Annotated in this window: 13 protein-coding genes; 6 read left to right on the top strand and 7 right to left on the bottom strand. The window is 63.0% G+C overall.

Features of this window, described 5'->3' with window-relative positions:
• The first annotated feature begins 225 nt into the window (after positions 1-225).
• A complete protein-coding gene (locus AC1DW2_RS29520; protein WP_477007778.1) occupies positions 226-1,350 on the top strand; it encodes a hypothetical protein in 1,125 nt (374 codons plus the stop codon).
• On the opposite strand, the gene AC1DW2_RS29525 is transcribed toward AC1DW2_RS29520, so the two are convergent.
• The 3 genes from AC1DW2_RS29525 to AC1DW2_RS29535 are packed head-to-tail and all read right to left on the bottom strand — an operon-like array spanning position 1,347 to position 4,175.
• Positions 1,347-1,937, bottom strand: a complete 591-nt coding sequence (locus AC1DW2_RS29525) for a Smr/MutS family protein (RefSeq protein WP_477007779.1) — start codon at positions 1,935-1,937, stop codon at positions 1,347-1,349. The genes AC1DW2_RS29520 and AC1DW2_RS29525 overlap by 4 nt on opposite strands.
• On the bottom strand, positions 1,934-3,490 hold the full coding sequence (mltA, locus tag AC1DW2_RS29530) for a murein transglycosylase A (RefSeq protein ID WP_477007780.1): 1,557 nt from the start codon (positions 3,488-3,490) through the stop codon (positions 1,934-1,936). The genes AC1DW2_RS29525 and mltA overlap by 4 nt, the downstream gene beginning before the upstream one ends.
• Positions 3,468-4,175: a Tim44/TimA family putative adaptor protein gene (locus AC1DW2_RS29535; protein WP_063980275.1), complete on the bottom strand. Its 708-nt coding sequence runs from the start codon at positions 4,173-4,175 to the stop codon at positions 3,468-3,470. Before AC1DW2_RS29535 ends, mltA begins: the two co-directional genes overlap by 23 nt.
• A gap of 413 nt (positions 4,176-4,588) precedes the next feature.
• Here AC1DW2_RS29535 and secB point away from each other — a divergent pair, with 413 nt between their 5' ends.
• Positions 4,589-5,074 (top strand): protein-export chaperone SecB, encoded by a 486-nt coding sequence (secB, locus tag AC1DW2_RS29540; protein WP_028150166.1) that lies wholly within the window; start codon positions 4,589-4,591, stop codon positions 5,072-5,074.
• Here the strand turns inward: secB and dnaQ are convergent.
• The 4 genes from dnaQ to AC1DW2_RS29560 are packed head-to-tail and all read right to left on the bottom strand — an operon-like array spanning position 5,065 to position 7,895.
• Entirely contained in the window at positions 5,065-5,787 is a 723-nt protein-coding gene (gene dnaQ / locus AC1DW2_RS29545) for a DNA polymerase III subunit epsilon (RefSeq protein ID WP_477007781.1), read from the bottom strand. The genes secB and dnaQ overlap by 10 nt on opposite strands.
• 28 nt (positions 5,788-5,815) lie before the next feature.
• Entirely contained in the window at positions 5,816-6,415 is a 600-nt protein-coding gene (gene coaE, locus AC1DW2_RS29550) for a dephospho-CoA kinase (protein ID WP_477007782.1), read from the bottom strand.
• A gap of 23 nt (positions 6,416-6,438) precedes the next feature.
• Positions 6,439-7,047, bottom strand: coding sequence for a Maf family protein (locus AC1DW2_RS29555; RefSeq protein ID WP_477007783.1), 609 nt, complete (start codon positions 7,045-7,047; stop codon positions 6,439-6,441).
• Positions 7,048-7,055: 8 nt separating this feature from the next.
• Positions 7,056-7,895: a pyruvate, water dikinase regulatory protein gene (locus tag AC1DW2_RS29560; protein WP_028150170.1), complete on the bottom strand. Its 840-nt coding sequence runs from the start codon at positions 7,893-7,895 to the stop codon at positions 7,056-7,058.
• A 66-nt stretch (positions 7,896-7,961) separates the two neighbouring features.
• Here AC1DW2_RS29560 and AC1DW2_RS29565 point away from each other — a divergent pair, with 66 nt between their 5' ends.
• The 4 genes from AC1DW2_RS29565 (at position 7,962) to mnmE (ending at position 11,979) form a co-directional block, all read left to right on the top strand.
• Positions 7,962-8,177 (top strand): hypothetical protein, encoded by a 216-nt coding sequence (locus AC1DW2_RS29565; RefSeq protein WP_477007784.1) that lies wholly within the window; start codon positions 7,962-7,964, stop codon positions 8,175-8,177.
• A gap of 177 nt (positions 8,178-8,354) precedes the next feature.
• Positions 8,355-8,789 (top strand): protoporphyrinogen oxidase HemJ, encoded by a 435-nt coding sequence (gene hemJ, locus AC1DW2_RS29570; RefSeq protein WP_028150172.1) that lies wholly within the window; start codon positions 8,355-8,357, stop codon positions 8,787-8,789.
• A gap of 247 nt (positions 8,790-9,036) precedes the next feature.
• Entirely contained in the window at positions 9,037-10,302 is a 1,266-nt protein-coding gene (gene rho, locus AC1DW2_RS29575; RefSeq protein ID WP_045004625.1) for a transcription termination factor Rho, read from the top strand.
• A 318-nt stretch (positions 10,303-10,620) separates the two neighbouring features.
• A complete protein-coding gene (mnmE, locus tag AC1DW2_RS29580; protein WP_477007785.1) occupies positions 10,621-11,979 on the top strand; it encodes a tRNA uridine-5-carboxymethylaminomethyl(34) synthesis GTPase MnmE in 1,359 nt (452 codons plus the stop codon).
• Positions 11,980-12,194: the final 215 nt, after the last annotated feature.

Raw genomic sequence — 12,194 nt, forward strand, 5'->3', positions numbered from 1 at the left:
GCTGCGGTCAGCTATCTATCCCGCCGTCGTCCCCGCGAAAGCGGGGACCCATACTCCCCGGCGGTTCTTGTTGGAAAAGATAGCGGCTCCAGCCTTGGCTCAAACGACATCCTGTGGTTATGGGGCCCGGGTCGCGCGGAGCCTGTCATCGGTCCGCGCTTTGCGCGGACCCGGTGGCTTGCCCGGGACGACAGCGGGGGTTGCTCGCACCATTTCAGGTGCGGCGTGACCGCACGCATCCTGCAAAATCCCTGGCGTCTCCTGCTCGCGATAAACGCGGCGGTCATCGTCGGCGTGTTCGTCCACAAGATCCAGCTGCCGCCTTACGTCCCCTACATCCACCTCCTCGTCGACTATCATTTCGGCTTCATCAAGCGGGCGCTGATCGGCGCCATCGTCGCCTTGTTCACGGACAAGGTGCCGGTGTGGCTGGTGTTTGCGCTCGCCGGGGCGACGTGGCTGGTGACGCTTGGGCTGTACGTGAGGCTATTCCAGAAAACGTTCGGCTTCACCGCGAGGACGCTGCCGCTGTTCGTCTTCATCGCGGGCTCGCCGTTCTTTCTCAAGAACTTCATGCACACGCTCGGCCATTTCGACATCTATGGCTGCGCACTGGCGCTGATCCTGCTGCTGATGCCGGCCGGCTCGCTGCTGTTCGTCGCAACGGCTGCGCTGTTCGCGATCGTCCTCGTGCTGATCCACCACATTCATCTGCTGATGTATGTGCCGACGATCATCACCATCGTCGTGATCAGGCACTATCTCACGCATGGTGTCACCAGAGCGAATGTCGCGTTTGGTTTGGTCGTGCTGCTTTGCGTGAGCGCGCTGTTCTTCGCGGCGCAATTCCTGGGAACGATGCCGATCCCCGAAGCGGATTTCGTTGCCTACCTGAAGACCCGGATGGCCGATCCGGCGCGGACCGACCTGCTGCAATTCGCCTACATCTGGTACCAGCCGCTGGCGAAGGAGGTTTCGGATACCTGGGGCCGCCTGCCGCACAACATCCTCGGCGTGCCGGTGTTTGCCCTGCTGATCTGGCTGCACACGCCACTCTGGCGCTATTTCGCCGGCCTGATCGGCGCGCTCGCGGATGACCTGCACCGGCGCCTCGTCATCGCGGCGCTGATCGGCATCAGCCTCGCCTATCTCGTGATGTTCGCGATGGTGTTCGACTATTCGCGCTGGATCTCGAACTGGGCGGTCTGCCTGTTCCTGATCCTGCACGCGGTGAAGATGCTGCCGGCCAAATACAATGCACCGCTGATCGCGTCGGAGGATCGGAAGACAAACATCTTCGGCCTGATCCTCACGCTGATCCCGCGCGTCGGAATCGTCCGGCCGTTCTAATACCTCGCCCGGCGTATCCGCACATAGAGCGCGCCCTCGCCGCCGTGGCCGATATGCGCCTCCTCGAAGCCGACGACGAAGGCGCGGAATTCCGGCAAGCTCAGCCATTCCGGCACCTGGCGGCGGAGCACGCCGCTTTCGCCGCCGCTCCGTCCCTTGCCGGTGATGACGAGCACGAAGGTCAGGCCGTCGTGATGGGCGCGGTGCAGGAAGCCGGTCAGGGCCCGGTGGGCGCGTATCTGGGTCATGCCGTGCAGATCGAGCCGCGCCTCGATCTCGCTGCGGCCGCGCGACAATTTTGTGCGCTCGCGCTTGCCAAGCGGTGCCAGCGGCGGCATGGCCGGCTTTGCCACGCGCACAGCCGGCGCAGCAGCGATCGGCCGTGGCGATGGCGCAGATCGCGTGGCCGGCGCTGCCGGTGAAGGCTCAGCGCGCGGCGAGGCATGCGCCTTCGCCGCGCGATGCTTTCTCAGCGGCTTGACCTGTTTTGCGACCGCATCCCACAGCGCGCGCTCCTCCTCGCTCAGCGCACGGCGGCGCGGCGAGGGACGAGGCTCCAGCACGGGCGGACGGGACGATCGCTTCATTGCTGCCGATGGGGACGATTCTTGACTGGCCGCCGCGGCTCCTGAACGGGCTCTATCACGGGACGCGGCACCGGCAACGGGACCGGATTGGCAACGGCGACTGTCTCACCTTTACCTTGTGCCACGGCCGCGGCCGGAGCCGCCGCCGGCTTGGTCTGATCCTTGGTCGAATCCCTGGCAGGATCGGTCTGCGGAAACAGCTTTGCGATCTTCTCCGAGGGACGCGGGTCCGGCACCGGCAATTTCGCGGCGCGTACTGCGGGATCGAGGCCCTTCGGTACCAACATGACGAAGTGCATGGGATGGCGCAGCCGTCCCGAGACGCGGCCGGCATCCGCGCCGGCGCCGAAATAGAGATCGGCGCGCGCGGGGCCGATGATGGCCGAGCCGGTGTCCTGCGCGATCATCAGCCGGTGGAACGGCGTCTTGGAGCGTTCGGAATCGATCGGCAGCTCGCCCTCGATGAAGAACGGCGTGCCGTAGACGTGCAGCGCCTTGTCGACCGCGATCGAGCGGCCGGCGGTCAGCGGAATGCCCTGCGCCCCCACTGCTTCTTCCTTGTCGGACAGATTGACCTCGCGGAAGAAGATGTAGGAACGGTTCTGGCGGCGCAGATCCTTGGCGCCATCGGGGTTCTGCGCCATCCACTCCCTGATCTTCTGCATCGACATCTCCTCCTTCGGAATGATGCCGCGCTCGATCAGGACACGACCGACAGCCGTGTAGGGATAGCCGTTATAGGCGTCGTAATTCAGCCGGACCGTGCCGCCGTCGTCGAACTTGATCCGCGCCGAGCCCTGGATCTGGGCGAACAGCAGATCGGTCGGGTCCTTCAGCCAGGCGATCTCCAGCCCGCGACCGGCGATCTTGCCGTCCTCGATCTCGCCGCGATCGTAATAGGGCACCAGCTTGCGGCGGCCGATCTTGCGATAGACCGGGCCCTTGTTGGGCAAGCTGACCGAGTCCTGCTTGTAGCCGCGCACGAACAGGTTCGATGGGCGACGATAGACCGGCACGTTGAAGGCGTCGGTCTGCGTCCGCGATCCCTCCAGCACCGGTTCGTAATAGCCGGTGACGAAACCGTCGGGCTCGCCGAGGCGCGAGATCCGCAGCGGCGCGAAATTCTCCTCAAAGAAGATCTTGGCTTTGCCGTCGTCGGTGAGCTCGAGCGACTTGGCGGCCCGGCAGGGCTCGCTCAGTGAGCCGCCAAGCGCCTTCGGTTCGGCCGCACCGGTCTGCGCGTTGATCGTCCGGCAGCTCGCGCGGAACGTCTTGTAGGCGGCCAGATGGTCGTCGTCGCTCCAGCCTTTCACGTCCGTCCAGGTCAGCGGCAGATATTGCGCACCGGGGATTTCGAACGGCAAAGGGAGCTGCGGATAGGGCAAGGCGCGCGGCGGGGCGGCGGCAAGTGCCGGGAGATGATGGTGATGGCTGCGATAGTGACGCCGCGCCGCCTCGGCGCCGAGCGAAAACGACGACAGCACGACGGCACCTGCGCAAAGCGCCGTCGCGCTGTTCTTCAGGAAATTCTTAATTCGCGCTTCCKGTGCCAACCAGCTTCCAGTTTGGATCGCGAGAGGTGATATCGCGGGCGAAGGTCCAGATGTCGGTGATGTCGGCGACCGTGTCCGCACTACCGTCGACGATATTGCCACTCTTGTCGCGGGTGGCCGAGATCATCTGCGAGACGAATCGTATGGTGAGCTGAGCCGTGCGGTCGCGCAGCTCGGCGCCGACGAGCTCGGCCTTGTCGATCGAGACGAAACGCGTYTCGGTCTTCTGCTCATACTTCTCGCGTTCCTTGATAGCGGCGTCGAAGCTGTCATAGACCTCCGACGACAGCAGGTCGCGCAATGCGCGGCGGTCGCCATTGGCAAAGGCCAGCACGATCATCTCATAAGCGCCGCGGGCGCCCGAGATGAAATGGCGCGGATCGAAGGTGGAATCCTTGTCGACGATGGCGTCGAGACCCTGGGCGAGCGCGGTGCCCGGCTCGGTCAGGCCCTTCCAGCGATCGGAGGGCGGGGCCGGCTCGGCGGTCGGCGCCAGCGGGGCCTGGTCGATCACCTTGCCCGGCATGGTCACGACGTTCTTGTCCTGGGCACCCCCCAGCGCATTGCGGGCGGCGGTGCGGTCGAACGGCGGCCGCTCGTTACCCGTCCGCTGTCCCAGCACGCTGCGCAGCCTCAGAAAGATGAAGACCGCCAGCGCCAGGAAGATGATGGTGTAGATGTCCACGTCGTATTCGCTTTCTGGTCTTCGCTGAAAGGGGCCGTCTCGGGTCGTCGCCGGGAAAATCAATCCGGCCAGTAGACCGTTCCATACGGGAACGGCAAGTCTACATCACCATTTTAGGTCCGCGCGTCTGGTCCTCGGGATGTAGGCACGAAATCTTGCCCGGCCAATGGCGCCTTTTGGCACAGCGCCGAGTGTAGCGCGTTTTATGCTTAAGGGGAAACCCGATCCTGCCCGGAAATCGCGCATCTTCAATCGTTTAACGCGCGATTTCGTCAGGAGGGCCGGGTGAACGTCACAATTGCGGGGGCGGCGCGGATACCCGATCCGGGGCCGTTCGTCCTTGTGGAGTGAGGCGGCCCTATGTTAGCCAACCGCCGCGAAATTCAGCCCAAATCGGGTAAGGAGAGACTCTCATGACCAACGGCAACGGCACCCCTCCCGAGGCGGCCCAGGCTGCCCAGCTCAACGTTCTGGCGCAGTATATCAAGGACCTTTCGTTCGAGAATCCGAACGCGCCGACCTCGCTCCAGCAGCAGGGCCAGCCGCCCCAGATCAACATCCAGATCAATGTCAGCGCCATCAATCTCAGCGAAACCGAGTTCGAGGTGACGCTGTCGGTCGAGGGCAAGGCCGAGACCGCCGGTAAGATCATGTTCTCGTTCGAGCTCGCCTATGCCGGTGTGTTCCGCATCACCAACGTGCCGAAGGAGAATTTGCATCCGCTGGTCATGATCGAGTGCCCGCGTCTGCTGTTCCCGTTCGCCCGCGAGATCATCGCGACCGCAGTGCGCGACGGCGGGTTCCCGCCCCTGATGCTGGATCCGGTCGACTTCGTCGGTCTCTATCGTCAGAACATGGAGCGGCAAATGGCCGCTCAGCAGACGAGCGGTCAGGCCTGACCAGCCGGAGAGGCGGCTGGAGCGGGCAGGAACTCGTTCCAGATCGCCTTGTCGCCGAGCGTTGCGATGAAGGCCCGATGAGCCTCGCGCTCGGCATCGGAAATCCGCGGCGCGAGCGGCACGGTCCGCTGCCGCCGCGGCGCATCGCCAGCCGCATTACTGCGAATGTCCTCGCCTTCCGAAGCGAGGAGCAATTGCGATTGCCGCGCCCCGACCAGATCGACATAGACTTCGGCGAGCAACTCGGCGTCGAGCAGCGCGCCGTGCTTGGTGCGGTGTGAATTGTCGATCGAATAGCGCGAGCAGAGATCGTCGAGCCGGTTCGACACGCCCGGATGCTTGCGCCGCGCCAACAGCAGCGTATCGACCAGCCGCTCGCGCGGGATCGCGATACGTTTGACCTTGTCGAGCTCGGCGTTGATGAAGCCGATGTCGAACGAAGCGTTGTGGATCACCAGCGGCGCATCGCCGATGAACTCCAGAAACGCATCGACGACCTCGTGGAACAGCGGCTTGGTCGACAGGAACTCGGCCGACAGCCCGTGCACCGCAAAGGCTTCCGCCGGCATGTCCCGTTCGGGATTGATATAGACGTGATACGTCTGGCCCGTCGGCATGCGGTTGAAAATCTCGACGCAGCCGATTTCGACCAGGCGATCGCCGCGGAGCGGATCGAGGCCGGTGGTTTCGGTGTCGAGAACAATTTCGCGCATGATCTAGGAGGCCGTGTGAGGCAGCGAATCAGGCTCGCCGCTGCGGCATCTTAACGACCTCGGCCAGAATGTGCGTGATTTGGGCGCGCACGGGTTCAAGTCCGTGTGACGTATCCACTACGAAATCGGCCCGCTTGCGCTTCTCGGCATCCGGCGTCTGCTTGGCGATGATCGCATCGAGCTTGGCCTCGTCCATCGTCCCGCGCTCCAGCACACGCTTGCGCTGGAGTTCCGGCGAGGTCGACACCACGACGACGGCGTCGACCCGCTTCTCGCCGCCGGTTTCGAACAGCAACGGGATATCCAGGACCACGACGGGTGCCTTGGCTGCTTCCGCATCGGTGAAGAATCTTTGCCGGGAAGCGCCGAGCATTGGATGAACGATCTGCTCGAGCTGCTTGATCGCGGCCGGATCATGCACGACGCGCGCGGACAATTTTGGACGGTCGACCTTACCGTTCGCGGTGGTGCCGGGAAAGGCGGCCTCTATCGCGGGCGCGGCCTCGCCCTCGTAGAGCTGATGGACGGCGGCATCGGCGTCATAGACGGGAACGCCGGCCTCCGCGAACAATTTCGCGGTGGTGGATTTTCCCATCCCGATCGAGCCGGTCAGTCCAAGGATCCGCATCAGCAAGCAGCCGTTTCTGTCATTCACACCGCAACTAGCCGTTCGCGCCGCAGGAACGCAAGCAACGGCAGCAGCGGCAGGCCGAGAATGGTGAAATGGTCACCCTCGATGCGCTCGAACAGATGGCAGCCAAGACCTTCGAGCTGATAGGCGCCGACGCTGGTCGTCACCGCGTCGCCAGCGGCGTCGAGATAGGCGGAAAGCTCCGTCTCGGTCATCGGCCGCATGGTCATGCGGGCCACCGAAACATCCTCGAAAACGATCTTGGCATCTCGCGCCACGGCCACCGCGGAATTCAGCGCGTGGCTTTCGCCGGCGAGGTCGAGCAGTTGCGCCATCGCCTGTGCGCGGCCTGCCGGCTTGTTGAAGAGACGCCCGCCGAGAGCCAGGGTCTGGTCGGCACCGATCACATAGCTCCCCGGATGACCGGCCGAGACTGCCTTGGCCTTCTCACGCGCCAGCAGCAGGGCGATGTCATGCGGGCCTGAAAGTTTCGAGGCGGCCTGAATGCCGCGCTCGTCGATATCGGCCGTAATCGCCTTGAACTCCAGTCCGGCACCGGCCAGCAGCATCTTTCGCGCGCTGCTCTGCGAGGCCAGTATCAACGGAGTTTCGCCGCGCCAGAGAGACATCGCCGAAACTATCCCGTGGGCCGGTTGCGCTGGCGATCACTGTAGAGCTTCATGATCGCCGCGGCGGTTTCCTCGATCGATCGCCGCGTGACGTCGAGCAGCGGCCAGTCGTGTTTGGCGCTCAGCTTGCGCGCGAACGCGACCTCGTCGGCGACCGCCTGCCTGTCGGTATAGGTGTCGCCGCTGGTATCGGCACCCATCGAGAGCAGGCGGTTCTGGCGCACCTGGATCAGGCGTTCCGGCGTCGCATGCAGGCTCACCACCAGCGGCCGCGTCAGGGTCTCCAATTGTGCCGGCACCGGAATGCCCGGAACCAATGGCACGTTGGCGGTGCGGATGCCGCGATTGGCCAGATAGATCGACGTCGGTGTCTTGGAGGTGCGTGAAACGCCGACGAGCACCACGTCGGCATCATCGAGGCCTTCGACATGCTGGCCGTCGTCGTGGATCATCGTGTAGTTCAGCGCGTCGATGCGCTTGAAATATTCCGCATTGAGGACGTGCTGGGCGCCGACGCGGCCCGTGGTCGCAGCACCGAGATAGGCTTCGAACAACTGCATCACCGGACCGATGATCGACAGGCTCGGAACGTTGATCTGCTTGCACTTGTCCTCGAGCCGGGAGACCAGATCCTTCTCTAGCAGCGTGAACAGCACGATCCCCGGCGCCTCCTCGATCTCGTCGAGCACGCGATCGAGCTGCTTCTGGCTGCGCACCAGGGGATAGACATGCTCGACCGGGGTGACGTTGGCGTACTGCGCCGCGACGGCGCGCGCGACGGTGATCAGCGTCTCTCCGGTGGAGTCGGAGACCAGGTGGAGATGGAAATAATTGTTCGAGGTCGGCACAAAAGCCCTTTGTATGGAGGCGGTGTGGTTTGTGGATTTCTGTGGACCTTAACCCCTCGGAAAGGGTTGCGCGACACCAGGGGCGGGACAAGTGCCAATTTTCTTCACACCACTGCCCATCGGAACAAGTCCGGCGACCCGTTGCGAGGAAAACGGGATTGCGCGGACAACCCCCTTGATAAGCTGCCGACAGAAACGCGCAAGCCTTTGAAGCTGGCCGACTTATCGAAGGCCGCCGAAAGCATCAGGGATATGTTGATGGATGTGAACAAGCGCACGTGAACGTGCGGACGGAATTGTGTGAGTCCTATTCACGGTCACATAGACTCAAACCTTAAGAATCTAAGATTCTAGATTAGAGGAAGGCGCTACGGACGGATAAGTGTGTAGGGTGAGACCTTAACGAGTTCTTACTATCCCCAGCGTTCCCTGCGCTGGACAGAAAGCCGGGCGCAGAAAATGTTCGAAGACGTCTATCTCTGGATCAAGGCGCTGCATGTGATCGCCGTCATCTCCTGGATGGCGGGCATGCTCTACCTGCCGCGGCTGTTCGTTTATCACTCCGAGGCCGAGATCGGATCGAAGCAGTCGGAAACCTTCAAAGTGATGGAACGCCGGCTGCTCAAGGCGATCATCAACCCCGCCATGATCGTCACATGGCTTGCCGGGCTCTATCTCGCCTGGTCCGGCCACTGGTTCTCTTTCGGCTGGCTGCACGTAAAACTGGCACTGGTCCTGGCGATGTCTGGGGTCCACGGCTTTTTTTCACGCTGGTGCAAGGATTTCGCCGCCGACCGGCGTCCGCGTAGCCAGAAATTCTATCGAATTATCAATGAGGTGCCGACTGCTCTGATGATTTTGATCGTCATCATGGTGATCGTGAAGCCGTTCTAGGCAAGGCTTGCGATGAATCGCTCAGCGCTTCGGCTTGCGGAGTGGAAAGCGATTTTCTATATTGGCGATATCCCACCCAACGCAGGCGGATGTGGTTTTGTCTGAGCTTTCCAGAGGCCGGACACCGCATCAGGTTTGAAGCCTCACCGGCGCTCTCCTTGCCAGACCTGCGGACCTTACCTTCTCGCGTCCGCATTTCAGAGCCTCCTCGCACCCCCTCCCAAGGTTACCCCACAGGACCACCCCAATGCGGGAAATTAAACTCCAGGACCTCAAGTCGAAGACGCCGGCCGAGCTTGTCTCGTTCGCGGAAGAGAATGGGGTCGAGAATGCCAGCACCATGCGCAAGCAGGAGCTGCTGTTCGCCATCCTCAAGCAGCTCGCGATTGCTGAAACCGACATCGTTGGCGAGGGCGTCGTCGAGGTGCTCTCCGACGGCTTCGGATTCCTCCGCTCGCCGGACGCCAATTATCTGCCGGGACCGGACGACATCTACGTTTCGCCCTCGCAGATCCGCCGCTTCGGTCTGCGCACCGGCGACACCATCGAAGGCCACATTCGCAGCCCGAAAGAGGGCGAACGCTATTTTGCGCTGCTGAAGGTCAACACGCTCAATTTCGAAGACCCGGAAAAGGCCAAGCACAAGGTCAATTTCGACAACCTCACGCCGCTGTTTCCGAATCAGCGTTTCCGTATGGAAATCGACGACCCGACGCGAAAAGACCTTTCTGCAAGGGTGATCGATATCGTCGCGCCGATCGGAAAGGGCCAGCGCGCGCTGATCGTCGCGCCGCCGCGCACGGGTAAAACCGTGCTGATGCAGAACATCGCGCATTCGATCGCGCACAATCACCCCGAATGCTATCTGATCGTGCTGCTGATCGACGAACGTCCGGAAGAAGTCACGGACATGCAGCGCTCGGTGAAGGGCGAGGTCGTTTCGTCGACCTTCGACGAGCCGGCGGTTCGTCACGTCCAGGTCGCCGAGATGGTGATCGAAAAAGCAAAACGGCTGGTCGAGCATGGCCGCGACGTCGTCATCCTGCTCGATTCGATCACGCGCCTGGGCCGCGCCTACAACACCGTGGTGCCGTCATCCGGCAAGGTCTTGACCGGTGGTGTCGACGCCAACGCGCTCCAGCGCCCGAAGCGCTTCTTTGGTGCCGCCCGCAATATCGAGGAGGGCGGCTCGCTGACGATCATTGCAACCGCGCTGGTCGATACTGGCAGCCGCATGGACGAAGTCATCTTCGAAGAGTTCAAGGGCACCGGTAACTCCGAACTGATCCTGGACCGCAAGGTCTCGGACAAGCGCACCTTCCCGGCGATCGACATCTCGCGCTCCGGCACCCGCAAGGAGGAGCTCATCACCGATCCGCAGGTGCTCAAGAAAATGTACGTGCTCCGCCGCATCCTGAACCCGATGGGCACCATGGATGGGATCGACTTCCTGCTCGACAAGCTGCGCTCGACCAAGAGCAATTCCGAGTTCTTCGACTCGATGAACACCTGAGTGCGGTGCAGCATGAGATCAGAGGGCGCCTTCGGGCGCCCTTTTTTCTTTTGTGCGGCTTTGCTGCGGAAGAAATGCAGCATGGCGATGGGACGAAAGGAAAATCCGGATCCTCCGTAAGTTGTTGATATCTTTATGTAATGTTTGACGCTGGCTGACCATTTGGTGTTTGGGACGAGGCTGCCTCTGCAGCAAAATGCTGCGTCTTATATTGCATCGCAATAGAGCCGTTGCTGCGGGCCAGAGCGCAGCAAAAGGAGCGTCGGCATCGCGAGAACGGGCCGTTTGCCTTTTCGTCGCCAGCCGGACAAATAGGCCATGCATCCGCGAGACCAGACCATCTTTGCGCTGTCGTCCGGCCGTGCGCCGAGCGCGATCGCCGTGGTGCGGGTCTCCGGATCGCAAGCGGGGCTCGCGCTCACGACGCTGGCGGGGAGGCAGCCGGCGCCGAGACAGGCCAGCCGCCGGCTGCTCCGCGATGGCGCGGGCCAGCCGATCGACGACGCGGTCGTGCTCTGGTTTCCGGGGCCGGCCAGTGCGACCGGCGAGGACGTCGCCGAATTTCACGTCCACGGCGGCCGCGCGGTGCTCGCGGCACTCCTCTCCGCTATTTCGCTTATTCCGAATACGCGCGCGGCCGAGCCCGGCGAATTCACGCGGCGCGCCTTCGAGAACGGCAAGCTCGATCTCACCGAAGCCGAAGGTCTCGACGATCTCATCCATGCCGATACCGATCGTCAGCGCCGCCAGGCGCTGCGCCAGTTGCAGGGCCTGCTCGGCGATCGCGCGCGCGACTGGCGCGAGCGCATCATCGAGGCCTCGGCGCTGATCGAGGCCGGCATCGATTTTTCCGACGAGGGCGATGTGCCGGCCGAGTTGAGGGCGCCGGCGGTGAAGGCGATCAAAGCGCTGCATGACGAAATCTCAGAAGTCCTTGCGGCACAGGGGCATTCTGAACGCCTGCGCGACGGCCTGGTGGTCGCGATCGCCGGTGAGCCGAATGTCGGCAAGTCGACGCTGATCAATCAGCTCGCGCGCCGCGAGGTCGCGATCGTCTCGCCCTACGCCGGGACCACGCGCGACGTGATCGAGGTGCAGCTTGATCTCGACGGCTACCCGGTCACGGTGATCGACACGGCTGGCATCCGGCAGACCGACGATCCCGTGGAGCAGGAAGGCGTGCGCCGGGCGCGAGCCCGAGCCGAAGATGCCGACCTCGTGCTGTGGCTGGTGGAGGGTGGGCGCGCTGTCGATCCGGGCGCGATGCAATCGCTGGTGAAGTCCGGCTCCGGGCGTGATCAATCGGGCGGCTCGGTCTGGATCGTCCGCAACAAGATCGATCTGGGCGAGGCGGGGGAGGTCGGGCCGCGCGGCGAGTTCGGGATCTCGGCGAGCCGGGGGGACGGCGTTCCCGACCTGATCGACGCGCTCGTGAAATTCGCCGCCGAGTTTTTCGGGACCACCGAGGGCGCATTGGTGACCCGCGCCCGCCAGCGAGATCTGTTGCGCCGGGCATCAGACAGCTTGCGCCGGAGCCTGGAGCTTGTAGAAGACGGCGAAGAGCTTGCCGCCGAAGAGCTGCGTGCAGCGGCCTATGCCTTGGGTCGCCTGTTGGGCCGGGTCGACGTCGAGGACGTCCTCGGGGCCATCTTCCAGAAATTCTGCATCGGAAAGTAGGACTAGTTCTTCATTGTAGAACTAGCGCTTGTTCCAGTCCTTGCGTTTCACGTGAAGCGGCAATGGGATGGGTTCCGGGCCGTTTCACATGGAACAGGTGCTTGCAGTTTCGTAGCCCGGATGAAGCGAAGAGCAATCCGGGACGGCTCCGCAGCCGGAACACCTTTCCCGGATTTCGCTGCGCTCCATCCGGGCTACAAGCCTGTCCCGCTCCT

The organism is Bradyrhizobium sp. P3_C3, assembly GCF_056402655.1.

Excerpts from the sequence above, each read along its gene's own strand:
- AC1DW2_RS29555 (WP_477007783.1), bottom strand. The coding sequence starts at position 7,047 with ATGTCTCTCTGGCGCGGCGAAACTCCGTTGATACTGGCCTCGCAGAGC.
- mnmE (WP_477007785.1), top strand. The coding sequence starts at position 10,621 with ATGCATCCGCGAGACCAGACCATCTTTGCGCTGTCGTCCGGCCGTGCG.
- coaE (WP_477007782.1), bottom strand. The coding sequence starts at position 6,415 with ATGCGGATCCTTGGACTGACCGGCTCGATCGGGATGGGAAAATCCACC.
- rho (WP_045004625.1), top strand. The coding sequence starts at position 9,037 with ATGCGGGAAATTAAACTCCAGGACCTCAAGTCGAAGACGCCGGCCGAG.
- hemJ (WP_028150172.1), top strand. The coding sequence starts at position 8,355 with ATGTTCGAAGACGTCTATCTCTGGATCAAGGCGCTGCATGTGATCGCC.
- dnaQ (WP_477007781.1), bottom strand. The coding sequence starts at position 5,787 with ATGCGCGAAATTGTTCTCGACACCGAAACCACCGGCCTCGATCCGCTC.
- secB (WP_028150166.1), top strand. The coding sequence starts at position 4,589 with ATGACCAACGGCAACGGCACCCCTCCCGAGGCGGCCCAGGCTGCCCAG.
- AC1DW2_RS29525 (WP_477007779.1), bottom strand. The coding sequence starts at position 1,937 with ATGAAGCGATCGTCCCGTCCGCCCGTGCTGGAGCCTCGTCCCTCGCCG.